This is a genomic window from Sphaerisporangium sp. NBC_01403, from assembly GCF_045040145.1.
Taxonomy (GTDB): domain Bacteria; phylum Actinomycetota; class Actinomycetes; order Streptosporangiales; family Streptosporangiaceae; genus Sphaerisporangium; species Sphaerisporangium viridialbum.
In genome coordinates, this window is the sequence record NZ_CP109534.1 from 4,692,733 (window position 1) to 4,716,825 (window position 24,093).

Consider the following 24,093-nt stretch of genomic DNA (forward strand, 5'->3'; position numbering starts at 1 on the left):
GGGCAGGAGCACAACACGAAGAGGGCCCCACCGAAGTGGGACCCTCTCAGTGAACGGAACTCAGAGCGTCAGCTCTGGCCACCCGCGAGCTTCTCGCGAAGCGCGGCCAGGGCCTCGTCGGAGGCCAGGGCGCCCGCGGCCGGAGCCGAGCCGCCGGTGGACGACGAGGACGGAGGAGTCTCACCGGAGTAGGTGGACGGGCCTGCGGCCTCCGCCTCCTCCGCGCGAGCCTTCTCGACCTGCGACTTGTGGGCCTCGAAGCGGGTCTGGGCCTCGGCGTACTGCCGCTCCCACTCCTCGCGCTGCTTCTCGAAGCCCTCGAGCCACTCGCCCGTCTCGGGGTCGAACCCGTCGGGGTAGATGTAGTTGCCCTGCTCGTCGTAGGTCGCCGCCATGCCGTACAGCGTGGGGTCGAACTCGACGTCGGCACCGATCGCGCCCTCGTTCGCCTGCTTCAGCGACAGCGAGATGCGACGGCGGTCGAGGTCGATGTCGATGATCTTCACGAAGATCTCGTCGCCGACCTGGACGACCTGCTCCGGGATCTCCACGTGGCGCTCGGCCAGCTCGGAGATGTGGACCAGGCCCTCGATGCCCTCCTCGACGCGGACGAACGCACCGAACGGCACCAGCTTGGTGACGCGCCCGGGAACGACCTGCCCGATCTGGTGGGTGCGGGCGAACTGCTGCCAGGGGTCCTCCTGCGTCGCCTTGAGCGACAGGGAGACCCGCTCGCGCTCCATGTCCACGTCGAGGACCTCGACGGTGACCTCCTGGCCCACTTCGACGACCTCGGAGGGGTGGTCGATGTGCTTCCAGGAAAGCTCGGAGACGTGCACGAGACCGTCGACGCCGCCGAGGTCCACGAACGCACCGAAGTTGACGATCGAGGAGACGACGCCCTTGCGGACCTGGCCCTTCTGCAGGGTGTTGAGGAAGGTCTGGCGGACCTCGGACTGGGTCTGCTCGAGCCAGGCGCGCCGGGAGAGAACCACGTTGTTGCGGTTCTTGTCCAGCTCTATGATCTTCGCCTCGAGCTCCCGGCCGACGTACGGCTGAAGGTCGCGAACGCGCCGCATCTCGACCAGCGACGCCGGAAGGAAGCCGCGCAGGCCGATGTCGAGGATGAGACCACCCTTGACGACCTCGATGACCGTGCCGGTGACGATGCCGTCCTCGTCCTTGATCTTCTCGATCGTGCCCCAGGCGCGCTCGTACTGCGCGCGCTTCTTGGAGAGGATCAGCCGGCCTTCCTTGTCCTCCTTCTGGAGGACCAGGGCCTCGACGTGCTCTCCGACCTCGACGACCTCGGCTGGGTCGACATCGTGCTTGATCGAGAGCTCGCGCGAGGGGATGACACCCTCGGTCTTGTAGCCGATGTCGAGCAAGACCTCGTCTCGATCGACCTTGACGACGGTGCCTTCGACGATGTCGCCGTCGTTGAAGTACTTGATGGTCTCGTCGATCGCGGCGAGGAAGGCCTCCTCGGAACCGATGTCGTTGACCGCTACCTGCGGGGTGCTCGAGGTGGCCTCAGTGCTGCTCGTCATGTGTGGAATTGCTCCGAACGCGGACAGATGTCGATGTGGCGGACGCGCGGCAGGCCTCTTTATCGCTCAAGCCGAGGATGGTCGGGATGACCCTTGGTCGACATGACCGAGCGCGAGCCCGCTCCGTCCGAGGCGCACGCGAGCCCACAGCGCAGCGATCAGCATATGAGAGTACGCGGGCGTGGTCAATCCGGCGCTCACCCGCACAACCCCGGAAGCCTTCAATAGGTGATCAACACCCCGTCGAGCTTTGCCAGGATCTTACCGCGAAATCGACTGGGGATGGAGACGTGTGACGGGTCCCCGTCCGAGGTGTATCGCCTATCAGGGTGCTTACGGAGCCACTCCAGCCAGTACTGCGAGCACCATTTCCGGCACTCCCCTTTTTTACCGTTCGACTGGATTCGCGGGACGTTGTACCGGTCGAAGTCCTTCGCGTAGGGCGAAATCGCGGGCTCGGCCCCGGCGAGGAAAACGGCGTCGAAATGATACGAGGTGCCGTCCCACTTCCCGTCGCGCGCGTTCGACCGCTTCTTGGGCCTGCTGCCGTACGGCAGGGCGAACGTGGCCGACCGGGGGGCGCCGAGCCGCTCCAGCAGCCGCTGCTGGCGCACGATCGACTCGGCGATCTTCTTCTTGGTCAGCCGGTAGAGGTCCGGATGGCCGAAGGTGTGGTTGGCGACCTCGAACCCGTGCTCGACCAGCCACCCCACGGCCGCCGCCTGCCGGGCGGTGTCGCGGAGCCCGAAGGGGTTGGCGTTGATCCAGAACGTCGCCACCGGGCGGAAGCCCGGGTGCCTGCTGGCGACGTCGTAGATGATCTGGACGACGGTGTCCTTTTTCGGCATGCCGTCGGTGCCGAGGGCGAAGTGCGAGGGGTGGCCGTCGTCGAAGGTCAGCACCACCGGATGGGCGCCTGCCGGGATGTCGATGGCGCCCGCCACGAACTCGGCCGCGGTGATCGGCACGTAGCCGTCCTTGGCGAGCTTCTCCAGCTCCCCCCGGAGCTGCGAGGGGGTGCGGTCGATGGAGGCCAGCCGCTTCTTCATGATCCGGTGGTACATCAGCACCGGGACCATGCCCGCCTCGTTGGCCCCGACGTTCCTGGCCGACTCGGCCGTCGCCGTCACCGGAGGCGGCGCGGGCACCTCGGGCAGCGCGGGCGGCGCGGTCTTCGGGGCAGGCTTCGCGGCGTGCTCGACGTTCGCGCCGTCGTGCCCGAGGGGCAGGACCAGGAGCGCCACAACGGCGACGATCATGACACCGATGTTCACGATGCCGATGACGTGGGTCAGGCCGGGTGTGCTGCGCACAAGTGGTCTCCTGGATCGGCGGCAGGTCGATTTTCGCCCTGGGATGGCCCATTCGGCCGCGTCCCGAGCCGCGTACACACCTATCATGTGTTGAAATTTGATCGTGAACTGGAGCCTGCGCGCCTGTGGCCGGCATGGCCATGTGACCTACGCCCCCACCGAGGAGGCGCTGCGGCGGCGCCTGCGCGCCGACACGGCCCTCGGAGAGGCCTGGCGCTGCCTGCGCTGCGGGGACTTCGCACTCGGCGCGCCGCACGGCTCCGGCCCCGCGGAGGACGCTCCCATCGTCCTGCGCGGCAGGGCGCTGCGCGACGCCACGATCCTGCGGCTGCTCGCGGTGTTCCGGTGGGGCAAGGGGCTGCTGGTGCTGGCGGCGGCGTTCGGCATCTGGCGGTTCCGCGCCCATCAGGACGCGATCAGCAGGGCCTTCAACGAGGACGTGCCGCTGCTCCAGCCGCTGGCCGACAAGCTCGGGTGGAACCTCGAGGAGTCGGGCGTGGTGCACACGCTGCGCACGGTCATCGGCGCGGAGACCAGGACCCTGACGTGGATCGTGCTCGGCCTGCTGGTCTTCGGGGCCCTGCTCATGACCGAGGGCGTCGGGCTGTGGCTGCTGCGGCGCTGGGGTGAGTACTTCGCGGTGGTCGCGACGTCGCTCTTCGTGCCGGTCGAGATCTACGAGATCGTGGAGAAGGTCACCTGGCTGCGCATCGTGATCCTGCTGATCAACCTCGCCGCCGTGCTGTACATCCTGCTGTCGAAGCGGCTGTTCGGGCTGCGGGGCGGGCACGCGGCGCACGAGGCCGAGCGGCACGAGACCAGCCTCCTGGAGGTCGAGACGGCCGCCCTTGAGACCTCACGCCCGGGCCGTCACCACACCGCCACGGCCACCACCGACTGACCGGCCCGCCCCCGGGATGTCGCCACCCCGCGGCGGCCATCACCGGCCGCCCCCGGCGCGGGGGGCGGCGGCACGGCCTCAGTGGCCGGCGTCCTGCCAGGTGCGGCCGACGCCCACGGAGACGTCCAGGGGGACGCGCAGCTCGTACGCGGCGCACATCTGGGCCACGACCAGCTCGCGCAGCGGCTCCAGCTCGCCGGGGGCCACCTCGAAGACGAGCTCGTCGTGGACCTGAAGCAGCATGCGGGAGCGCAGCTCGCGCTCGCGCAGCGCCCGCTGGACGTTGAGCATCGCGACCTTGATGATGTCGGCCGCCGAGCCCTGGATGGGGGCGTTGAGCGCCATGCGCTCGGCCATCTCGCGGCGCTGGCGGTTGTCGCTGGTCAGGTCGGGCAGGTAGCGGCGGCGGCCGAGGATGGTCTCGGTGTAGCCGTCCTGCCGGGCCTGCGCGACGATGGTCGCGAGGTAGTCGCGGACGCCGCCGAACTCCTGGAAGTACTCGTCCTTGAGCGCGCGGGCCTCGGCGACGGGGATGCCGAGCTGGCCGGAGAGCCCGAAGTCGGACAGGCCGTACGCCAGGCCGTAGTTCATCGCCTTGATGCGCGCCCGCAGCTCGCCGTCGACCTGCTCGGGCGGGAGGTCGAACACCCGGGCGGCGGTCGCCTGGTGGAAGTCGTGCCCGGACTCGAACGCCGCGATCAGCGCCTCGTCGCGGGACAGGTGGGCCATGATGCGCAGCTCGATCTGGCTGTAGTCGGCGGTCAGCAGGCTCTCGTAGGCCTCGCCCACCATGAAGCCCTGCCGGATGCGGCGGCCCTCGGCGGTGCGGATGGGGATGTTCTGGAGGTTGGGCTTCTCGGAGGACAGGCGCCCGGTCGCCGCGATGATCTGGTTGTAGGTGGTGTGGATGCGCCCGTCGTCGCCGATCTCCTTGATCAGGCCCTCGACGGTGGTGCGCAGCCTGGTCTGGTCGCGGTGGCGCAGCAGGATCGTCGGCAGCTCGTTGTCGGTCTGCGTGGCGAGCGTCGCCAGGGCGTCGGCGTCGGTGGTGTAGCCGGTCTTGATCTTCTTGGTCTTCGGCAGCCCGAGCTTGACGAACAGGATCTCCTGGAGCTGCTTGGGCGAGCCCAGGTTGAACTGCTCGCCGACGACCCGGTGGGCCTCCTCGACGGCCTGCTTCACCGCGGCGCCGAACTCCACCTCAAGGCCGGCGAAGTAGCCGTGGTCGGCGGCGATGCCGTCGCGCTCGAGCTCGGCGAGCACGCGCACCAGCGGGAGCTCGACCTCGCGCATCAGCCGGATGCCGCCCCGGGGCTCCAAGTGCGCCTCAAGGGCGTCGGCGAGCTCCAGCACGGCCTGGGCCCGGATGCCGAGCTCCTGGCCCTCGTCGTCGCCGGGGTCGTCGAACAGGGCGGCCTGGCCGTTCGTCTCCGTCTCGGCGCGCAGCTCGCGGTGGAGGTAGCGCAGCACGAGGTCGTCGAGGGGGAAGGACCGCTGCCCCGGCATCGCCAGATAGGCCGCCAGAGCCGTGTCACAGGTGAGCCCCTTGAGGTCGAGCCCCTGGGCCCACAGGGCCAGCAGCGGGCCCTTGGCGTCGTGCAGGGCCTTCGGCCTGGACTCGTCGGCGAGCCACCGGCTCAGCGCGCCCTCGTCGGCGGGGCTGAGGCCCACCAGGTCGATGAAGGCCGCGCGCCGGACGCCCTCGGCGTCGGCGGGGGCGGCGACGGCGATGCCGTCGAGCCTGCCCGTGCCACTGCCGTGGGTGCCCTTGACCGCAAGGCCGGCCCTGCCCTCGGGCATGGCGGCGAGCCACGGCTCGACCTCGTCGGGGCCGAGGGTCACGACCTCGACCTCGAACCCCTCCTCGGCCTCGGGCTCGGCGGTGCCGATGCTCTGGTAGAGCCGGTCGCGCAGCACGCGGAACTGCAGGGTGTCGAAGAGCTTGTGGATCTCGTCGCGGTCCCACTTGCCCATCTTGAGCTCGGCGACGTCGGCGTCGAGCGGCACGTCGCGCCGGAGCTCGGTGAGCTGGCGGTTGTGGATCACCTGGCCGAGGTGCTCGCGGAGCTTGTCGCCGACCTTGCCCTTCACCTCGTCGACCCGGGCGACCAGCTCGGTGAGCGAGCCGAACTCCTTGACCCACTTGGCGGCGGTCTTCTCGCCCACGCTCGGGATGTTGGGGAGGTTGTCGCTGGGGTCGCCGCGCAGGGCGGCGAAGTCGGGATACTGCTCGGGGGTCAGGCCGTACTTCTCGACGACGGCGGCGGGGTCGAAACGCGTCATGTCGCTGATGCCGCGGCGCGTCATCAGCAGCGTGATGCGGTCGTTCACGAGCTGGAGGGCGTCGCGGTCGCCGGTGACGATCAGCACGTCCATCTCCTGCCGGGCGGCCCGGTCGGCGAGCGTGGCGATCAGGTCGTCGGCCTCGAAGCCCGCGAGCGAGAGGTAGGGCACGCGGAGCGCGTCGAGCACCTCGAAGATCAGGCTGACCTGGCCGCGGAAGTCCTCAGGGGTCTCCTGGCGGTTGGCCTTGTACTGCTCGTACGCCTCGTGGCGGAAGGTGGGCTCCGACCGGTCGAAGCAGACCACCACGTGACTCGGCCGCTCGTCGCGAAGGACGTTGATCAGCATCGAGGTGAAGCCGTACACCGCCTCGGTGTGCTGGCCGTCGGTCGTGGTGAGGTTCGCGTCCTTCAAGGCGTAGAACGCGCGGTACGCGAGCGAGTGCCCGTCCAGGAGAAGCAGGCGGTCGCGTGCGGGGGTCGGTTCCTTCTTCGGCACACCCGCAGCCTAGTCTCCATGTACGACAGAACACCCCGCGCTGTGCAACTGGAGGCGTCCCCTTGACCATGACGAACCCCGAGGATCTCACCCGCCTCGAGAAGTTGTACGGGGGCGACTACAAGGGCACCCTGATCGCCACCATGGGCATCGAGTTCATCGAGGTCAAGGCCGAGCGCGTCGTGGCCAGGATGCCGGTCGCGGGCAACACCCAGCCGTACGGCCTCCTCCACGGAGGCGCCTCCTGCGTGCTCGCCGAGACCATCGGGTCCACCGGCGCGGCCCTGCACGCCGGTGAGGGCCGGCAGGCGGTCGGCATCGAGATCAACGCCACCCACCACCGGTCGGCGACCTCGGGTCACGTCACCGGCGTCGCCACCCGCGTGCACGGCGGCCGCAGCCTCGCGACGTACGACATCGAGATCACCGACGAGGAGGGCCGCCGCGTCTGCACCTCGCGAGTCACCTGCATGCTTCGTGACGCCACGTGATTTTTGGTCTTTATCGGACCACGATTTGCGACTCTCTTTGCACGTGGGCCTCATAGCTCGCTAGCGTTGTGACGCCAGAGCCCGTGGGTGGTCGAGTAGACAACGTGTGCGGCCGGGGAAGCCCTACATGGCCCCAAAGATCACCCGCGGGCTCGCTTTGCCTTCCAGCCCCTGAAACGGCCCGATCCCCGCGGGCCAGGGGCCGGCGGGGATCGGTGCGCGACTTCAGACCGCCGGCGGCGAGGCGGCCGAGGCCTGGTCCTCGCCGGGCGTGCCGTCTTCCTCCGTGTGGGTCGGGTCCAGCACCCTCTTGAGGAACGTGCGCGTGCGGGCGTGCTGCGGGTCGCCGATCACCTGGTCCGGCGGGCCCTCCTCGACGATCACCCCGCCGTCCATGAACACCACGCGGTCGGCCACCTCCCGCGCGAAGCTCATCTCGTGGGTGACCACCAGCATCGTCATGCCGTCGCGCGCGAGCTTGCGCATGACCGACAGCACGTCGCCCACCAGCTCGGGGTCGAGCGCGGAGGTGGGCTCGTCGAACAGCATGAGCGCCGGGTCCATGGCGAGGGCCCTGGCGATCGCGACCCGCTGCTGCTGGCCGCCGGAGAGCTGCGGCGGGAAGGCGTCGCACTTGGCACCGACGCCGACCTTTTCGAGGTTCTCGCGCGCGATGCGCTCGGCCTCGGCCTTGCCCCGCTTGAGCACCCGCCGCTGGGCGATCATGACGTTCTGCAGCACCGACATGTGCGGAAACAGGTTGAACGACTGGAAGACCATGCCGAGCCTGCGCCGCGCCGCGTCGATGTCGACGTCCGGATCGGTCAGCTCGACGCCGCCCACGGTCACGCTGCCCTTGCTGGGCTCTTCGAGCAGGTTGACACAGCGAAGCAGCGTCGACTTGCCCGACCCCGAGGGGCCGATGACACAGACGACCTGGCCCTCGTCGACGGTGAAGTCGATGCCCTTGAGCACCTCCAGGTCGCCGAACGACTTGTGCAGGTCCTTGATCTCGACCGCGTGCGTCACCGGGGTCACCGTCCCTTCGCCTGACGGTTTTCGAGGCGTCCCGCGAGGTAGCCGAGCGGGATCGTGACGAGCAGGTACGTCAGGCCGACCACCAGGATCGGGGTGGCGTTACTGGTCGTCGAGGCGAGGTCGTTGCCGAACTTCGTCAGCTCGACGTACTCGCCGCTCACGCCGAGGAACAGCACCAGCGAGGAGTCCTTGAGCAGCGACACGAACTGGTTGGTCGTCGGCGGGATGACGATGCGGATGGCCTGCGGGATGACCACCGAGATCATCGCCCGCGAGTGCGACATGCCGAGTGACCGCGCCGCCTCGCTCTGCCCCTTCGGGACGGCCTGCAGGCCCGCCCGGAGTGTCTCCGCCATGTACGCCGAGCTGACGATCGTCAGGCCGAGGATGCCCTGCCCGTACGTCCCTCCCGGGATCTGGAACCCGGAGAGCGCCAGCGGCAGGAAGAGGATGAACAGGAAGATCAGCAGCGCCGGAAGCCCGCGGAAGATCTCGATGTAGATGGTCGCGATCCAGCGGTACGGCCGTACGGACGACATCCGCATCAGAGCCAGCAGCAGGCCGCCGAGCGATCCGAGAACGAAGCCGCCGACGGTGTAGATGATCGTGTTCTTGAGCGCGACCGTGAACACGTCGGGGAGCGCCTGCTTCGCCACGTCCATCTTGGTGAAGTTCTCGGCGAGCCCCTGCCAGTTGGTCAGGAGGACGACGGCGACGAGCGCTGCCACCAGGATGACGTACTGGATGGCGCGGCTGATGCGCTGCCGCTTACGAGGGCTGAGCCTGGCCCTGCCGGGCAACTGCCCGGCAGGACCGGCAGGCCCGGCCGTCATGGGCTGATCGGTCATGGATCAGGTTCCGAGCTCGCCGGGCTTCTTGCCGAACCACTTGACGTAGATCTGCTCGTACGTGCCGTCGGTCTTGGCCTTGGCGATCTCCTCGTTGAGCACCTTGACCAGCGCGTCGTTGCCCTTCTTCAGGCCGATGCCGTACTGCTCACCGGTGTCGAGGCTCGCGATCAGCTCGAACTTGCTCGCGATCTCGGGCTTCTTCAGCCAGGTCAGCACGACGGGAAGGTCCTGGACGATCACGTCGGCCTGCCCGGACTGGAGGCCGAGCAGCTCCTTCGGGGAGTCGGCGAACTCGGTGGGGTTGAGACCCTTGCCCTTGACGTAGTCGAGGCCGGTCGTCGAGGCCTGCGCGCCGAGCTTGAGCCCCTTGGCCTTCACGTCGTCGAGCGACTTGGCGCCGGTGCCCTTCTTCGCGAGCAGCGCCTGCGTGGCGTCGAAGTACGGGTCGGAGAAGAGGAGGTTCTTCTGCCGCTCAGGGGTGATCGTCATGCCCGCGGCGGCGACATCGCACTTGCCCGCGTTGAGCGCCGCACCACTCTTGATCACCGCGAAGTCGATGTCCACGATCTCCTGGGTCACACCGAGCTTCTTGGCCGCGAGGTCGACGATGTCGACGTCGAACCCGACGGTCTTGTCACCCTCCTTGAACTGGAAGGGCTCATAGGGCAGGTTCGTGCACGTCGTCAGTTTGCCCGGGTGGATCAACTTGATCCCCGAGGCCGAGGCACTGCCGGCCGGGGCACTGGAGCTGGTCGCACTCGTATCCGATCCGCCACCGCAGGCGGAGAGAAGGAACGCGGCGCTGACGGCCAGCGCCCCGATCGAGGTCATACGGCGACGCTTGGGCCAAAAGACCACAACGTCCTCCTCTTTAGCTGTATGTCGGAGTTAAGTTAAGTTACCGTAACCTTGGCCATGGTCCCGCACCTGGTCACCAGGGGTATTACCGGAATGAAACGATCGCACAACAGCTGCCGCATCCTGGCACTCCGGGCTGCGCCGCGCGTTATCGTGCGATCGTGCGAGCACCCCTTGTCGTGCTGGGCTTCACGGCTTTCGCCGCCATCTCACTCTCCGGCTGTTCCGGCGGGCCCGCCAAGGCCACCCCGAGCCCCTCGCCCACGTACGTGATCCCCGCCGAGGCCGCGCGCCCCGACGAGACCGTGATCACGGCGAAGCCGGTGGTCGACGGCCAGATGCGGTTCCGCGTCCTCGGATTTCGCGACGGCATGCCGAGCATCTTCGGCAGCCACGCCGAGTGGAACGCCAAGGGCCAGTACGTCCGCGTGCGCGTCCTCATCGAGAGCACCGACCGCACCAACCAGAGGTTCGACGCCAAGCAGCAGCTGCTGGTGGCGTCCGACGGGCGCACCTTCCCCATCGACGACGCCGCCCAGACCACCAAGCGGCAGCCAGGCGAGCTGCCCGTCGGCAGCTTCGTCCGGATGGAGTTCGACCTCTGGTACGACGTGCCCAAGGACGTCAGGGTGACCAAGATCAGATTCTTCGCCGATCCGCCCCTGGGTGCCATCGGTCCCTCCAAAGGCGTCGACGTCCCGCTGCGCTGACCCGCCGGAGCGACGGGCCGGCAGCCGGGCCGGCTTCGGGAGAAGCGGCCCGGCCGGGATCCGAGCCCCGGCCGGGTGAATGCTCGACACCTCCCGGCGCTCAGTGCGCGCCGAGCTCCCCTCCGAGGTACGCCTCGCGCACCTGGGGGTCGTTGAGGAGGTCTGCCGCCGGGGCGGACTTCACCACCTTGCCGGTCTCCAGCACGTACGCCCGGTGGGCCAGCTGGAGGGCCTGCTGGGCGTTCTGCTCCACCAGCAGCACGGTGGTCCCCCGGTTGTTGATCTCCTTGATGATCGAGAAGATCTGGGCGACCAGAAGCGGCGCGAGGCCCATCGAGGGCTCGTCGAGCAGCAGCACCTTCGGCTTGCTCATCAGCGCCCGGCCGATGGCCACCATCTGCTGCTCGCCGCCCGACATCGTGCCGCCGGCCTGGTTCTTGCGCTCGGCCAGCCTCGGGAACAGCTCGAAGACCTCGTCGAGGTCCTTGGTGAGGTCGCCCTTGCGGGTGTAGGCGCCCATCAGCAGGTTCTCTGTGACGGTCATGCCGGGGAAGACGCCACGGCCCTCCGGGGACTGGCCGATGCCGGCCATCACCCGCCGGTGCCCGGGGAGCTTGCTGATGTCCTTGCCGTCGAAGACGACGGTGCCGGACGTCAGCGCCCGAAGACCGGAGATGGTCTTCATGGTCGTGGTCTTGCCCGCCCCGTTGGCCCCGATGAGGGTGACGATCTCACCCTCGTCGACCTCCAGCGAGACGCCCTTGATGGCCTCGATCTTGCCGTAGTGGACGTGGATGTCCTTGATCTCAAGAAGCATCTGCGGGAGCCCCCAAGTACGCCTCGATGACCCTCGGGTCGTTCTGCACCTCTGCGGGGAGACCGTCGGCGATCTTCTGACCGAAGTCGAGCACCGCGATGCGGTCGCTGATGCCCATGACCAGCGCCATGTCGTGCTCGATCAGCAGGACCGTGCGCCCGGCGTCGCGGATCTTGCGGATCAGGCCCTGGAGGGACTCCTTCTCCGCGGGGTTCATACCCGCCGCCGGCTCGTCCAGCAGGAGGAGCTTGGGCTTGGTGGCGAGCGCGCGCGCGATCTCCAGCCGCCGCTGGTCACCGTAGGGGAGGTTCTTGGCCGTCTCCTGGGCGCGGTGGCCGATGCCCACGAACTCAAGGAGCTCGCGGGCGAGCGCCTTGCCGTCACGCTCCTCGTTGCGGTGCCACGGCAGGCCGAGCGCCGTGCTGAACATGCCGGCGCGGTGGTGGGCGTCGGCCCCCACCATGACGTTCTCCATCGCGGACATGTTGTGGAACAGCCGGATGTTCTGGAACGTGCGCGCGACGCCCCGCTTGGTGACCTTGAACCGCTTCATGCCGTCGATGCGGTCGCCGTCGAACAGCACCTGGCCGGACGTCGGGCGGTAGACGCCGGTGACGACGTTGAACACCGTCGTCTTGCCCGCGCCGTTCGGCCCGATGAGGGCGAAGATCTCGCCCTCGTTGATCGTCAGCTCGACCTCGCGCAGCGCGACGACGCCGCCGAACTGCATCTTGACCTTCTGCAGCTGCAGAAGCGGACGCGGATCGCTCATTTGGCTGCTCCCTCGGCTGCGGGCTGGGACTCCGGACCCGGAACCTCGGCGCCCAAGCTGCCCATGCCTCCCGTGCCCTCGGCGAGCTCCGCTTTTCGGCGGCGCGACGGCAGCAGGCCCTCCGGCCGGAAGATCATCAGGGCGACCAGCGCGGCGCCGAACACCATGGTGCGGTACTCCGACAGGCCGCGGAACCGCTCGGGCAGCCAGGCGACGAGGAACGCGCCCAGGATGACGCCCGGGATGTTGCCGGAACCGCCGAGCACGACCGCCGCGAGGATGGTGGCGGACAGCATGAACAGGAAGTCGTTCGGGTTGATCGAGATCGTCTTGCCGGCCCAGACGACTCCCATGGCCCCGCCGATCGAGGCGCCGATCGCGAAGGCCAGGAGCTTGAACTTGAAGGTCGGCACGCCCATGACCTCGGCGGCGTCCTCGTCCTCGCGGATGGCCGCCCACGCGCGCCCGACCCGGCTCTTCTCCCACCGCTTCACGAAGATGATGATCGCGGTGGCGACCACGACCAGCAGGTAGTAGTAGGGCCGAGGGTCCAGCACGCCGTAGTGGAAGATCTGGACCCCGAAGATCTCGACGCCGTCGATGCTCGGCGGGTGCGGGATGCCCGCGATGCCGCGGGGGCCGCCGATGGCGTCGGTGTTCTCGGCCGTCTGGCGGACGATCTCTCCGAAGCCGAGCGTGACGATCGCCAGGTAGTCACCGCGAAGGCGCAGCGTCGGCCCGCCGAGCACCACGCCCGACAGCGCCGACAGCAGGACGCCGACGATCAGGATCTCCCAGAAGTTCAGGCCGAGCCTGGTCCCGAGCAGCGCCATGGAGTAGCCGCCGATGGCGAAGAACGCGACGAACCCGAGGTCGAGCAGGCCGGCCTGGCCCACGACCACGTTGAGGCCGATCGCGAGGACCACGTACGTCCCGATGGGGAAGAACAGGACGCTGGCCCAGTCGCTGTAGGGCGACATGAAGTGGCCGAAGGACTCCGAGGGCAGCAGCAGCGCGATCAAGAACAGCGCGACGTAGATGACCCAGCGCTGCCACACGGGGGCGCTCGCCCACCGGTCGCGGATGCCGTCGAGGAAGGCCGAGAAGGCGTTCCTGCGGGTGGTGATCGTGGAGTTCGTGCTCATGCGCGTGCCTGCTGGAGTGATTCACCGAGGATGCCGGTGGGCCGGAACATCAGGACCAGGACGAGAACCGTGAACGCGATGACATCCTTCCATCCCGAGCCGAAGACGGCGGCACCGTAGTTCTCGATGAGACCGAGGAACAGGCCGCCGACCAGCGCTCCGCGTAGGTTGCCGATGCCCCCGAGCACCGCGGCCGTGAAGGCCTTGATGCCGAGCAGGAAGCCGATGGAGAACTTGGTGACCTCGAACTGGAGCACGAACAGCGCGCCCGCGATGCCCGCCATGAGGCCACCGATGAGGAACGTCATCCGCACGATCTTGTCGATGTCCACGCCCATGAGGACCGCGGTCTGCGGGTCCTGGGAGGTCGCGCGGATGCCGCGCCCGATCTTCGTGCGGTTCACCAGCAGGTCCAGCAGGACCATCATGCCGATCGCCGCCACGAAGATCAGGACCTGGTCGACCCGGATCTGCGCGCCGCCGATCGTGAAGAGCGTGTCCTTCTGCATGATGCGGGCCACACCCATCTGGTTGCGGCCCTGCTGCGGACGGTTGAACACGTGCGGAATGATCACCAGGGCGAAGAGCTCCTGGAGGAAGAGAGAGGCGCCGATGGCCGAGATGAGCGCGGCCAGGCGCGATGCGCCGCGCTTTCGCAGCGGGCGGTAGGCGATGCGTTCGAGCAGCATGGCGGAGCCCGCGGAGGCGAAGCCTCCGACGAGCACCATCAGGAGCAGGCCGCCGACGAGGGCGAGCCCGGTCAGCGGCTGGGTGATGCCGAGGGTCATCACCACGAACGCCGACGCCATGGTGCCGATCATGAACACTTCGGAGTGCGCGAAGTTGATGAGGCGCAACACGCCGTAGACCATCGTGTAGCCGAGGGCGACGAGGCCGTAGATCGAGCCCAGGATGAGGCCGTCGATCGTGTACGGCCAGAAGGAGCCGAGGAGGTTATCGAACACTGAATGGTTTCGCTTTCAGGGAAGCCTGCAGGCGACAACGGGCAGGGGCGGGATCGCCGCGGCGTTCCCGCCCCCTCACTACTGTGACTAGCGCCGTCAGCCGAGCTTGGCCGTCGTCGTGTCGCCGAGCAGGCCGATCAGGCCGTCCTTGACTTCGTACATGTAGATCGACTTCGCGGAGGGCTCACCGTTCGGGTCGAACTTGATGTGCTTGGAGATGCCGTCGAAGTCCGACTTGCCGACCGCCTCGTTGATCGCGTCGGCCGTGGTCGCCCCGGCCCCGATCGCCTTGGTGAACGTCGTCATGGCGTCGTAGCCCTCGGTGGCGTAGATCAGCGGGTCGGCGCCGAACTTCGCCTTGTAGTCCGTGGCGAACTTCTTGACCTTCTCGTCGGTCTCCGCGGCGGTCGGGATGCGGCAGGGGCAGCCGATGAGCGCGCCCTCGGCCTGCGGAGCTCCGGCGCTCTCGATGATGCCCTTGTCGAGCGAGCCGTCGGCCGAGAAGAACTTGGCCGTGACGCCCTTGTCCCTGAGCTGCTTGAGCAGCTTGCCCGCGGCGGCGTAGTAGCCACCGAAGAAGAGGGCGTCCGGCTTGGCCGACGCCACCTTGTTGACCGTCGAGGAGTAGTCGGCGGCGTTCGGGTCGAGCGCGTCGTCGGTGACCGAGGCGCTCTTGGCCTTGAGCTGGGTGCGGACCGCGTCACCGAGGCCCTTGCCGTACTCGGACTTGTCGTCGACGACGAAGACGTTCTTGGCCGCCGCGGCGCCCACGATGAAGTCGGCGATGGCCGGGCCCTGGACACCGTCGTTCGGGACGACGCGGTGCCAGTACTTCCAGCCGTTCTCGGCCAGGGCGACGGCGGTCGCCGAGGCGGAGATGCTGGGGATCTTCGCCTCTTCGAGCAACGGGCCGACCTGCTTGGACTCGCCGGAGAAGGCGGGGCCGACGAGCGCGACGACCTTGTCCGTCTTGATCGCCTGCTGCGCCAGGCTCACGGCGGTGGTGGGGTCCGCCTTGCTGTCGTACTTGATCATCTCAATCTTGACCTTGGGGTTGGTCGCGTTGTACTCGTCGACAGCAAGCTGGGCGCCGTTACTCGGCGGGATGACGATCCCGGAGTTCTCACCCGACAGGTCGCCCATAAAGCCGATCTTCAGCGTGGTCGGCGCGGCGGAGTCGCCACCCTCCGACGACGACCCTGAGTCACTGCCACAAGCAGCGAGACCAACGGTAAGTGCCACACCGACGGCGAGCACGCCCCCGAGGCGAGCAATCTTGGGCCGCAAGGTTGCCTTCCTTTCGCCTGATCCACGTAGGGATCGGGTCCACAGAACCACCCTGGCGGTCTGGCCAGGGCTCGTTGACGGCATTACACCCAGCTCAAGTCACAGGTCGGTACAGAGTCACATCACGTTACCGCTTCGTTATCACACCGGTCCTCTTCGGCGATCGGCCGGAAAAGTAAAGGTCACATCGGCGGCGCCGTGTTTCACAAGATCGCCTGACCTGGCCTGACCGACCAGTCCGCACAACGCCCCCAGCCTCCGACAGGACGGGACAGAGCGGCCCCTGACGCCCCATGTCAGGACTCCTCGGGGCCCTGCGCCTCCTGGACGACGGCCTGGGCGACCTGGCGCATGCTCATGCGGCGGTCCATCGAGGCCTTCTGGATCCAGCGGAACGCCTGGGGCTCGGTCCACCCGTGCTCGGCCATCAGCAGGCCCTTGGCACGCTCGACCAGCTTGCGGGTCTCAAGGCGCTCGCCGAGGGTGCTGACCTCGCGTTCCAGGGCGGCGATCTCCTCGTGGCGGCTCACGGCCATCTCGATCGCCGGTACCAAATCGGACTTGGTGAACGGTTTGACCAGATATGCCATGGCGCCCGCGTCCCTCGCCCGCTCAACAAGGTCGCGCTGGGAGAAAGCGGTCAAAATCAGGCACGGCGCGACGCGCTCCGACACGATGCGCTCGGCCGCCGAGATGCCGTCGAGGATCGGCATCTTGACATCGAGGATCACCAGATCGGGCCGCTGCTCGAGGGCCAGCTTGACCGCCGACTCGCCGTCCCCGGCCTCGCCGACGACGGCATAGCCCTCCTCTTCCAGCATCTCCTTCAGGTCGAGACGGATCAGTGCCTCGTCTTCCGCGATCACCACTCGCCGCTGCGTACTCACGACCAAGAGAGTACCGATGTCCGCTAGATTAGGGACACGAGCACCTCGGCGCCCCGATAGACCAACGGCAGAGTCGATGGCCTCAAAATCCATACAGTGTGGGTTCGAATCCCACTCGGGGCACTGATCCGGCGAAACCGCGTGGCTGAGGCCGCGCGGTTTCCGCGCTTTCCGCCTCCCGCAGCGCGGGCAGCCAGAGGAACCACACGCGCCCGTCCCGGGTGACCAGGCGCCGCGAGACCCATCCCGCGACCTCCGGCTCGCCCACGTGGGTCACGTACGCGAACATCCCCCCGTCCGGCCAGGTCAGCGGCGTCCGCTGGAAGGCGCGCAGGGCGCACCCCGCCTCGTAGGCGATGGGCAGGGTGCTCGCGGGGCCGCCGACGACGCACGGGCCGCGCAACCCGGCCTGCCTCAGCGCCTGGGCTACGGCCCGCTCGGCCGCCCTGTAGACCTGCGAGCGCTCCACACGCCGTCCGAGGACCAGATGCTGCGTGGCGAGCTGGCCCGCCACCGCGACCACGACGAGCGCGGCGGGCAGGCGCCCGGACGAGGCGAGCCCCACCAGGAGCAGTGCCACGGGCAGGGCCAGCAGCGCGTAGGCGGGCAGCAGGAAGCGCGGCGCGCCGTACCCCACCAGGAACAGGTACTGCGCCGCCAGGCCGGCCCCGGCCGCGCAGGCCAGGCCGTACGGCCGCGCCACGCCGAGCCGGCGGGCCACGAGGAGCCCTCCGACGACGGCGAAGGGCAACGCCGGCCACCAGACCGCCAGGTAGGGGTACCGAACCGAGATCGTGCACGGGCGGCACAGCAGTGGCCCGTTGAGCGCGGCGAACTCGTGGACGAAGCCGAAGGTGGGCCGCAGCCGGCCCTGGATCCTGCTGGCCTCGGAGATCCGGTGCGCCAGACCGCCGTACCGCACGAAGGCCTCGGCCACCCACGGAGCGAGGCCGAGCCCGAGCCCCCCGGCCAAGGCGCCGAGAACGGCCCTCCGCCGCCATTCGCGCACGATGAGCCAGGCGAGGCCCAGGGGCAGCACGAGCCATACGGCGTCACCGGGCCGCAGCGCCGCGGCGGCGGCCACGCTCAGCGCGAGCCCCGCCAGCGGGTCACGGGCCCACCGCCGCGACCGGCCAGGACCGTGGTCACGGGCGGCACCATCACGGGGACCATCGCAGGCGGCGTCACCACGGGTGGCACCGTCACGGGTGGCACCGTCACGGGCGGCACCGTCACGGGCGGCACCGTCACGGGCGGCACCGTCACGGGCGGCACCGTCACGGGCGGCGTCATCACGGGCGGCACCGTCACGGGCGGCGTCATCGCGGGTGGCGAGCAGGAAGAGGCCGGTCGCCGCCACCGAGGCGTAGGCGACGTAGAGGTTCGGCATGACGGCGCCGCCGTAGTACTGCGCGACCCACAGCCCGCAGAACAGCAGCGCGGCCAGGGCGACGGTCGCCGAGCGGCCGCGGTGGGCCGGCACGCGCAGCCATGGCAGGTAGGCCAGGAAGAGCCCGCCGCTGGACAGCAGCGTCATCCAGACCCGCACGACCTGCGGCGAGGCGGACACGTACGCCGCCGGGGCTGCCAGCCACGTGATCCCGCGGGCGCGCGGAGCGGCGAAGAGGGCGTCCGGCAGGCGCGGGCTCACCTGGCTCAGGTAGACCAGCTCGTCCCATCCCCAGCGCAGCCCGGGACCGACGAAGACCAGTTGCGCCAGCCCGTACAGCACGGCCACCAGCGCCAGCGGGAGCGCCGGACGGCGGTACGCCACGGACGTCCACCCGGGAAACGGGCGGCCGGCCCCGGGCCGGCCGATCCTTCCCTCACGTCTCCCGGCCACCGTCATGGGGCCGATCAAACCCGGCGGCGTCCCCCGCGAACCACCGCACATGCGGCTCTTGGGGATCTCCCCACCGGACCTCTACCGAACGCGTGTACGGCCGCCACCGGGAGGCCCGGCGGCGGCCGTCGACGGCGCGAACGGGGGATCAGCTGCCGGAGACCAGCGAGCCGATCGTGTGGACGCGCAGCGCGTTGGTGGAGCCGTGGTTGCCGGGAGGCGAGCCCGCCACGATGACGACCTTGTCGCCCTTCTCGTAGCGGCCGCCCGACAGCAGGGCCGACTCGACCTGGCGCACCATGTCGTCGGTGTGGTGCACGAACGGCACCTCGAAGGTCTCCACGCCCCAGGTGAGGGCGAGCTGGCCGCGCACCTCGGGAGCCGAGGTGAAGGCCAGCAGCGGGATCGGGGAGCGGTAGCGGGCGAGCCGGCGGGCGGTCTCCCCCGACATCGTGAAGGCGCACAGGGCCTTGGCGCCGACGATCGCTCCGACCTCGGCCGCCGCGCGCGCGATCGCGCCGCCGGTGGTCTCGGGGAGCCGGTCGAAGGTGTGCGTCGACTGGAGCGCCTCCTCCTCGGCGGCGGAGGCGATGCGGGCCATGGTCGCGACCGACTCGATGGGGTAGCTGCCGACCGAGGTCTCGCCGGAGAGCATGACGGCGTCGGCACCGTCCATGACGGCGTAGGCGACATCGGAGACCTCGGCGCGGGTGGGCCGCTGGGCGCTCATCATCGAGTCGAGCATCTGGGTGGCCACGATGACCGGGTGGGCCTTCTCCCTGGCGAGGTCGATGGCGCGCCGCTGCACGATCGGCACCTGCTCCAGCGGGAGCTCCACGCCGAGGTCGCCGCGGGCGACCATGATGCCGTCGAACGCGTCGACGATGGCCTCGAGGTGCTCCACGGCCTGGGGCTTCTCGATCTTGGCGAGGAGGGGGAGGTGGACGCCCTCCTCGTCCATGATGGCGCGGACGATGAGCGCGTCGTCGGGGCTGCGCACGAAGGAGAGGGCGATCATGTCGAAGCCCGTGCGGAGGGCCCAGCGCAGATCCTCCTCGTCCTTCTCGGTGAGGGCGGGGGCCGAGACGGCGACGCCCGGGAGGTTGAGCCCCTTGTTGTCGGAGATCATGCCGCCGACCACGACCTTGGTGACGACGCGGGGGCCCTCCACGGCGGTGGCCTCAAGGACCAGGCGGCCGTCGTCGACGAGGATCGTGTCACCGGGGCGCACGTCGCCGGGCAGGCCCTCGTAGGTCGTGGAGACCAGGTCGCGGTCGCCGGGGACGTCCTCGGTGGTGATCGTGAAGACGTCGCCGAAGCCGAGGCGCACAGGGCCCTCGGCGAAACGGCCTACACGGATCTTGGGGCCCTGCAGGTCGGCGAGGACGCCGACCGCCATTCCCAGCTCGGCCGCGGCCTCCCTGACCCGGCCGTGGATCTCCTTGTGGAGCTCGTGGCTCCCGTGGCTGAGGTTGAACCGCGCCACGTTCATACCGGCGGCGATCAGCTCGCGCAGGCGCTCCGGAGAAGAGGTGGCGGGCCCCAGTGTGCAGACAATCTTCGCTCGACGACTCACAAGTCCTACCCTAATTGGTACAGACCACTTGATGATGACGAAGTTCACAGCGCCTGGCGAAATCCAGGTGACGTGAGCACGCCATCGGGCGACCCCGGGCACGTCGCCGCAGGTAGAACGATGCCTGAGACGCGAGCCACGACGAATGCGACCGGGCGCTCCAGGTCCATATTCGTGTGCGTGTGGCTTCCAGGATAGTTGTCGCGGGCCGGCGGGGCGGCCGCGTCGTGGAACCGGCCCTTGCCGTTAACCCCGCGTTCGTCCAGGCCCGTTCGCCTGGTCGACCGTGGGAGCGGAGAACTCCGAAGGCACGGCCACCGGCCCCATCTCCGGCCCCCCACCGAGCACTATCGCATCACCGGCACACCCGGCGCCCCGGCCACCTCTTCCTTCCCGCTCATGGAAATCCTTTTGCATACAGCCCACCCGGCACCTGGTAACCAGCCCACCGGGCACCTCGTAAACGGCCTGCCCGGTACCTCGTAAACGGCCCGCCCGGCACCCATTTGGGTGGGGCACCCGGGGCTGCCCACCCCAGCAGTGGCCTGCCTGGTCGCCGCGGATGGGGTGGGCGCTCCTGGCCCCCGTTCTGGTAGCACCAGGGCATCCCTCCCGGAGCACAGCCGCACGCCCCACCCCGCGCCCACCCTCCCGCCATCCAGGAACCCCACGCTCGGGTGGGCAAACCCTGCTCGGGTGGGCAACCCCGGTGCACCACCCAAGTGGGTACCGGGCGGGCTAACTACAAACCAGGCAAACGCTCACAAAACCCGCCCCCAACGAAGCGCGAGCGAGAGTGAGCCCCCAAGGGCCGGCATGTCCTCGGGGGCCTGGAGGGGCGGCCGGGGTCAGCCCTTGGTGGTGGCGGCGCGGTAGGCGTCGACGAGTCCGTGCCCGTAGAAGCCGTTCTTGGACTTCGGACCGGCGCAGACGTGCGTCTCCTCGCTCACCGAGTAGGTGGTGGAGCCGGACGACGGGCACCCGGTCGGGGTGGCCGTGGCGTACAGCAGCTCCTCGACCCGCGCGGGGCTGAGGGTGAGGCCGCCCTTGCCCGGCTTGCCGAAGCGGCTGATCAGGATGGCGGCGACGCCCGTGGCGTGCGGCGAGGCCATCGAGGTGCCGGAGAGGTACTGGTAGTACGCGCACTTGCCCTGGTGGCACTCGCGGATCACCGAGGAGCTGGTGGGCTTGCCCGAGCTGTCGATCAGCTTCTGCTTGCGCAGCGCGCCCGTCGGCGCGGCGGCCAGGATCTCCCTGGCGGTCCCCTTCAGGGAGGTGCCGGCGTCGGCCGGGTCGCCGCCGGGGGCGGACAGGTCGGTCTGCTCGATGCCGTAGTCGGAGTACCAGGCCTTGTTCTTGCTGGGCCCGACGGCGGAGACCGAGATGACCCCGCGGGACTCGGCCGGCACGTTCAGGCAGGAGTTGTCGATCGAGCGCTCGCGCTCGCTGCCGACCGGGTAACCGGGGCTGTCCTTGTCGGTCGTGGGGTTGCCGAGGTCGGTGGAGCCGTTGCCGAGCGCGCTGATGAGCGTGACGCCGTGCTTGCGGGCGTAGTCGAGCGCGCGCTGGACGCCGGTGATGATGCCGGACTGCTGCAGCTGCTCGGCGCGGGAGTCGGCCGGGTTGCGGACGCAGTTGAAGGTCCACGGGTCGACGAAGAAGCTCATGTTGACCACGTCGATGCCCGCGTCGCCCGCGTAGGTCAGCGCGTCGAGCACCGGCTTGAGGAAGAAGAACCCCGAGTCGGACCCGGCGCGGATGTTGACCAGCGACACGTTGGGCGCGACGCCCGCGACCCCGATGCCGTTGAGCGGCGAGCCGATCGTGCTGGCGACGTGCGTGCCGTGGCCGTCGTCGTCCACGTCGACCGGGTCCTTGCAGCCCTTGTGCTCGCAGGGCCCGTCGAGCGTCTTGCCCTTGGAGTCCTTCGGGCGGTCGACCACGAAGTTGCGGCTGAGCGCCCTGTTGAAGTTGGGGGCGATGTCGGGGTGCCTGCCGTCGACCCCGGTGTCGATGATGCCGACCAGCACCTTCTTGCTGCCGCGCTCCTTGGCGTACGAGCCGGTGGGCGTGGCGCCGATCATCTTCATGTCCCACTGACGGCCCGACAGCGGGTCCCCGCCGCGCGCGGACGCCATGTCGGCCGAGGCCGCGCTGGAGTCGGTGGAGGACGCCGAGACGCCGGAGGCCCCCGCGGCGGGCGCGAGCGCCTCCGCCGAGGAGTTCCAGGCGGCGGGCATGGCGGCCTCGCCGACCGAGATCGGGGCGGTGGGCACCGAGGCACGGTCTCCGGCGGGAAGCGCGGCGGCCGAGCCGATACGGCGGTTGTCGGTCACCCCGACGACGGACGTGCTGGCGCCGAGCCGCTCGGCGAACCCCTTGGCGGGACCGCGCGCGATGACGTACCCGAGCTTGGTGTCGACCGCGTCGGCCGTGCCGCCGCCGGCCCTGATCGCGCCGAGCGCGCCGGCCTGCCTGCCCTGGGCGTAGAAGACGAGGTACTGGCCCGTCTCCGAGGACGCCGGCGCGGCGACCGCGCCCGTACTCGTCACAAGAGAACCCGCCGCCAGCGTTCCCGCCACCGCGACCGAAACGACGGCGCCCGTCAGGCGTCTGTACCCCCGCACCATTGACCCTCTCCTCTTGCCTCAACGACGAGGCAGCATCTTTCAGGGGATCGAGGACCAAAGCAAGTTGTCGATAAAATCCCCGGCAATCGATCCCTTATAGCCATATATATCGTCAAATTATGCTCTTAATGCCCAAAACCCTATAAAAAGGACGGCGTCCCCGAGTGCGGGACGCCGTCCTGGCGGGTCCGTCAGACCAGCGGTCGCGCCGTCGGCGGGATCGCCACGGGCAGGGCCGTCTGGCCGGTCAGGAAGCGGTCGGCGGCCGCGGCGGCCGAGCGGCCCTCCGCGATCGCCCACACGATGAGAGACTGGCCGCGGCCCATGTCACCGGCCACGAACACCCCCTCCACTCCCGACATGTACGACTTGTCCCTCGCCACGTTGCCCCGGGCGTCGAAGAACGCGCCGGGGTCGTCCGCGAGGGCCGCGAGGTCGGTGAGCAGAGCGCCCTTCTCCGGGCCGAGGAAGCCCATCGCCAGCGTGACCAGCTCGGCGGGGACCTCCCGCTCGGTGCCGGGGATGGGCCTGAAGCCCGCCGCCGGCCCCTCCACGTCGACCAGGCGCAGGGCCCTCACCCGTCCCTGGTCGTCCGCGACGAACTCGGTCGTGGAGGCGGCGTACACCCGGGTGCCTCCCCCGTCCTCCAGCTCCTCGTGGGCGCTCTCCATCTTGAACAGCATCGGGTAGGTCGGCCACGGCTGGGAGTCCGGCCGCGCGCCCGGAGGCTTCGGCATGATCTCCAGCTGGGTCACCGACAGCGCGCCCTGGCGCACCGCCGTGCCGACGCAGTCGGCGCCGGTGTCGCCGCCGCCGATCACCACGACGTGCTTGCCCTCGGCCGACACCGGGGAGACTGCGAGGTCGCCCTCCTGCACCTTGTTGGAGAGCGGGAGGTACTCCATGGCCTGGTAGACGCCCTTGTGCTCGCGGCCCGCCACGGGCAGGTCGCGCCAGGCGGTGGCGCCGCCGGAGAGCACGATCGCGTCGAACTCCTCACGCAGCCGATCGACCGTGATGTCCACGCCGACGTTGACGCCGGTGCGGAACTCGGTGCCCTCGGCGCGCATCTGCGCCAGGCGCCGGTCGAGGTGCCGCTTCTCCATCTTGAACTCGGGGATGCCGTAGCGGAGCAGGCCGCCGACGCGGTCGGCGCGCTCGAACACCACCACGTCGTGCCCGGCGCGGGTGAGCTGCTGCGCGGCGGCGAGGCCGGCGGGGCCCGAGCCGACGACGGCGACCTTCTTGCCCGTCCTCGCGGCCGGCGGCTGCGGGGTGACCCAGCCCTCGGCGAAGGCGCGGTCGATGATCTCCACCTCGACCCGCTTGATCGCCACGGGGTCGGAATTGATGCCGAGCACGCACGCCGCCTCACACGGAGCCGGGCACAGGCGGCCGGTGAACTCCGGGAAGTTGTTGGTGGCGTGCAGCCGCTCGATCGCCTCGCGCCAGTCGTCCCGGTACACAAGGTCGTTCCACTCGGGGATGAGGTTCCCGAGCGGGCAGCCGTTGTGGCAGAACGGGATGCCGCAGTCCATGCAGCGCGCGGCCTGCTTGGTGAGCGCGGGCTTCGGGAAGTCCTCGTAGACCTCGCGCCAGTCGCGGATGCGGACGTCGACCGGGCGGCGCGCCGGCAGCTCACGGGCGTGCGTCAGGAAACCCTTGGGGTCGGCCATCG

Annotated in this window: 19 protein-coding genes and 1 tRNA gene; 4 read left to right on the top strand and 16 right to left on the bottom strand. The window is 69.3% G+C overall.

What is annotated here, in order from left to right; translation table 11 throughout:
* Positions 1–68: 68 nt before the first annotated feature.
* A complete protein-coding gene (gene rpsA, locus OG589_RS21125; RefSeq protein ID WP_405151550.1) occupies positions 69–1,550 on the bottom strand; it encodes a 30S ribosomal protein S1 in 1,482 nt (493 codons plus the stop codon).
* Positions 1,551–1,771: 221 nt separating this feature from the next.
* Positions 1,772–2,863, bottom strand: a complete 1,092-nt coding sequence (locus OG589_RS21130; RefSeq protein ID WP_405151552.1) for a polysaccharide deacetylase family protein — start codon at positions 2,861–2,863, stop codon at positions 1,772–1,774.
* A 103-nt stretch (positions 2,864–2,966) separates the two neighbouring features.
* On the opposite strand from OG589_RS21130, the gene OG589_RS21135 reads away from it, so the two are divergent.
* Positions 2,967–3,764: a DUF2127 domain-containing protein gene (locus OG589_RS21135; RefSeq protein ID WP_405151553.1), complete on the top strand. Its 798-nt coding sequence runs from the start codon at positions 2,967–2,969 to the stop codon at positions 3,762–3,764.
* A 78-nt stretch (positions 3,765–3,842) separates the two neighbouring features.
* On the opposite strand, the gene polA is transcribed toward OG589_RS21135, so the two are convergent.
* Positions 3,843–6,545 carry a DNA polymerase I gene (gene polA / locus OG589_RS21140; protein ID WP_405151555.1) on the bottom strand — a complete coding sequence of 901 codons (2,703 nt, stop codon included), beginning with the start codon at positions 6,543–6,545 and terminating at the stop codon, positions 3,843–3,845.
* 68 nt (positions 6,546–6,613) lie between these two features.
* Here polA and OG589_RS21145 point away from each other — a divergent pair, with 68 nt between their 5' ends.
* A complete protein-coding gene (locus tag OG589_RS21145) occupies positions 6,614–7,036 on the top strand; it encodes a PaaI family thioesterase (RefSeq protein ID WP_405152086.1) in 423 nt (140 codons plus the stop codon).
* A 225-nt stretch (positions 7,037–7,261) separates the two neighbouring features.
* Here the strand turns inward: OG589_RS21145 and OG589_RS21150 are convergent, their stop codons facing one another.
* The 3 genes from OG589_RS21150 to OG589_RS21160 are packed head-to-tail and all read right to left on the bottom strand — an operon-like array spanning position 7,262 to position 9,756.
* Positions 7,262–8,065, bottom strand: coding sequence for an amino acid ABC transporter ATP-binding protein (locus OG589_RS21150; protein ID WP_405151557.1), 804 nt, complete (start codon positions 8,063–8,065; stop codon positions 7,262–7,264).
* A 5-nt stretch (positions 8,066–8,070) separates the two neighbouring features.
* Positions 8,071–8,922 (bottom strand): amino acid ABC transporter permease, encoded by an 852-nt coding sequence (locus OG589_RS21155; protein WP_405151558.1) that lies wholly within the window; start codon positions 8,920–8,922, stop codon positions 8,071–8,073.
* A 3-nt stretch (positions 8,923–8,925) separates the two neighbouring features.
* Positions 8,926–9,756, bottom strand: a complete 831-nt coding sequence (locus tag OG589_RS21160; protein WP_405151559.1) for an ABC transporter substrate-binding protein — start codon at positions 9,754–9,756, stop codon at positions 8,926–8,928.
* Between the two features lie 188 nt (positions 9,757–9,944).
* Here OG589_RS21160 and OG589_RS21165 point away from each other — a divergent pair, with 188 nt between their 5' ends.
* The gene (locus OG589_RS21165) at positions 9,945–10,493 is read left to right on the top strand and encodes a DUF4352 domain-containing protein (protein ID WP_405151561.1); all 549 of its coding nucleotides are present in this window, start codon (positions 9,945–9,947) and stop codon (positions 10,491–10,493) included.
* A gap of 100 nt (positions 10,494–10,593) precedes the next feature.
* Here OG589_RS21165 and OG589_RS21170 read toward each other — a convergent pair whose 3' ends face one another.
* The 6 genes from OG589_RS21170 to OG589_RS21195 form a co-directional block, all read right to left on the bottom strand.
* Positions 10,594–11,310 carry an ABC transporter ATP-binding protein gene (locus OG589_RS21170; protein ID WP_405151563.1) on the bottom strand — a complete coding sequence of 239 codons (717 nt, stop codon included), beginning with the start codon at positions 11,308–11,310 and terminating at the stop codon, positions 10,594–10,596.
* The gene (locus OG589_RS21175; RefSeq protein WP_405151565.1) at positions 11,300–12,082 is read right to left on the bottom strand and encodes an ABC transporter ATP-binding protein; all 783 of its coding nucleotides are present in this window, start codon (positions 12,080–12,082) and stop codon (positions 11,300–11,302) included. The genes OG589_RS21170 and OG589_RS21175 overlap by 11 nt, the downstream gene beginning before the upstream one ends.
* Positions 12,079–13,227 carry a branched-chain amino acid ABC transporter permease gene (locus tag OG589_RS21180; protein ID WP_405151567.1) on the bottom strand — a complete coding sequence of 383 codons (1,149 nt, stop codon included), beginning with the start codon at positions 13,225–13,227 and terminating at the stop codon, positions 12,079–12,081. The genes OG589_RS21175 and OG589_RS21180 overlap by 4 nt, the downstream gene beginning before the upstream one ends.
* Positions 13,224–14,192: a branched-chain amino acid ABC transporter permease gene (locus OG589_RS21185; RefSeq protein WP_405151569.1), complete on the bottom strand. Its 969-nt coding sequence runs from the start codon at positions 14,190–14,192 to the stop codon at positions 13,224–13,226. The genes OG589_RS21180 and OG589_RS21185 overlap by 4 nt, the downstream gene beginning before the upstream one ends.
* A 96-nt stretch (positions 14,193–14,288) precedes the next feature.
* Positions 14,289–15,530, bottom strand: a complete 1,242-nt coding sequence (locus OG589_RS21190) for a branched-chain amino acid ABC transporter substrate-binding protein (RefSeq protein ID WP_405151570.1) — start codon at positions 15,528–15,530, stop codon at positions 14,289–14,291.
* A 245-nt stretch (positions 15,531–15,775) separates the two neighbouring features.
* Complete coding sequence (locus OG589_RS21195) at positions 15,776–16,366, bottom strand: ANTAR domain-containing response regulator (protein ID WP_405151572.1); 591 nt, start codon at positions 16,364–16,366, stop codon at positions 15,776–15,778.
* A 50-nt stretch (positions 16,367–16,416) separates the two neighbouring features.
* Between OG589_RS21195 and OG589_RS21200 the strand changes: the two genes are divergently transcribed.
* Positions 16,417–16,489 (top strand) — tRNA-Leu (locus tag OG589_RS21200).
* A 963-nt stretch (positions 16,490–17,452) separates the two neighbouring features.
* Here OG589_RS21200 and OG589_RS21205 read toward each other — a convergent pair.
* The 4 genes from OG589_RS21205 to OG589_RS21220 form a co-directional block, all read right to left on the bottom strand.
* Complete coding sequence (locus OG589_RS21205) at positions 17,453–17,689, bottom strand: hypothetical protein (RefSeq protein WP_405151573.1); 237 nt, start codon at positions 17,687–17,689, stop codon at positions 17,453–17,455.
* 668 nt (positions 17,690–18,357) lie between these two features.
* Positions 18,358–19,785, bottom strand: a complete 1,428-nt coding sequence (gene pyk, locus OG589_RS21210) for a pyruvate kinase (RefSeq protein ID WP_405151575.1) — start codon at positions 19,783–19,785, stop codon at positions 18,358–18,360.
* An 848-nt stretch (positions 19,786–20,633) separates the two neighbouring features.
* Positions 20,634–22,415 carry a S8 family peptidase gene (locus OG589_RS21215; protein ID WP_405151576.1) on the bottom strand — a complete coding sequence of 594 codons (1,782 nt, stop codon included), beginning with the start codon at positions 22,413–22,415 and terminating at the stop codon, positions 20,634–20,636.
* Between the two features lie 191 nt (positions 22,416–22,606).
* Complete coding sequence (locus OG589_RS21220) at positions 22,607–24,091, bottom strand: glutamate synthase subunit beta (protein WP_405151578.1); 1,485 nt, start codon at positions 24,089–24,091, stop codon at positions 22,607–22,609.
* Positions 24,092–24,093 lie beyond the last annotated feature (2 nt).

Excerpts from the sequence above, each read along its gene's own strand:
- OG589_RS21175 (WP_405151565.1), bottom strand. The coding sequence starts at position 12,082 with ATGAGCGATCCGCGTCCGCTTCTGCAGCTGCAGAAGGTCAAGATGCAG.
- OG589_RS21160 (WP_405151559.1), bottom strand. The coding sequence starts at position 9,756 with ATGACCTCGATCGGGGCGCTGGCCGTCAGCGCCGCGTTCCTTCTCTCC.
- OG589_RS21155 (WP_405151558.1), bottom strand. The coding sequence starts at position 8,922 with ATGACCGATCAGCCCATGACGGCCGGGCCTGCCGGTCCTGCCGGGCAG.
- OG589_RS21145 (WP_405152086.1), top strand. The coding sequence starts at position 6,614 with ATGACGAACCCCGAGGATCTCACCCGCCTCGAGAAGTTGTACGGGGGC.
- OG589_RS21215 (WP_405151576.1), bottom strand. The coding sequence starts at position 22,415 with ATGGTGCGGGGGTACAGACGCCTGACGGGCGCCGTCGTTTCGGTCGCG.
- OG589_RS21205 (WP_405151573.1), bottom strand. The coding sequence starts at position 17,689 with ATGACGCCGCCCGTGACGGTGCCGCCCGTGATGACGCCGCCCGTGACG.
- OG589_RS21220 (WP_405151578.1), bottom strand. The coding sequence starts at position 24,091 with ATGGCCGACCCCAAGGGTTTCCTGACGCACGCCCGTGAGCTGCCGGCG.
- OG589_RS21170 (WP_405151563.1), bottom strand. The coding sequence starts at position 11,310 with ATGCTTCTTGAGATCAAGGACATCCACGTCCACTACGGCAAGATCGAG.
- rpsA (WP_405151550.1), bottom strand. The coding sequence starts at position 1,550 with ATGACGAGCAGCACTGAGGCCACCTCGAGCACCCCGCAGGTAGCGGTC.
- OG589_RS21180 (WP_405151567.1), bottom strand. The coding sequence starts at position 13,227 with ATGAGCACGAACTCCACGATCACCACCCGCAGGAACGCCTTCTCGGCC.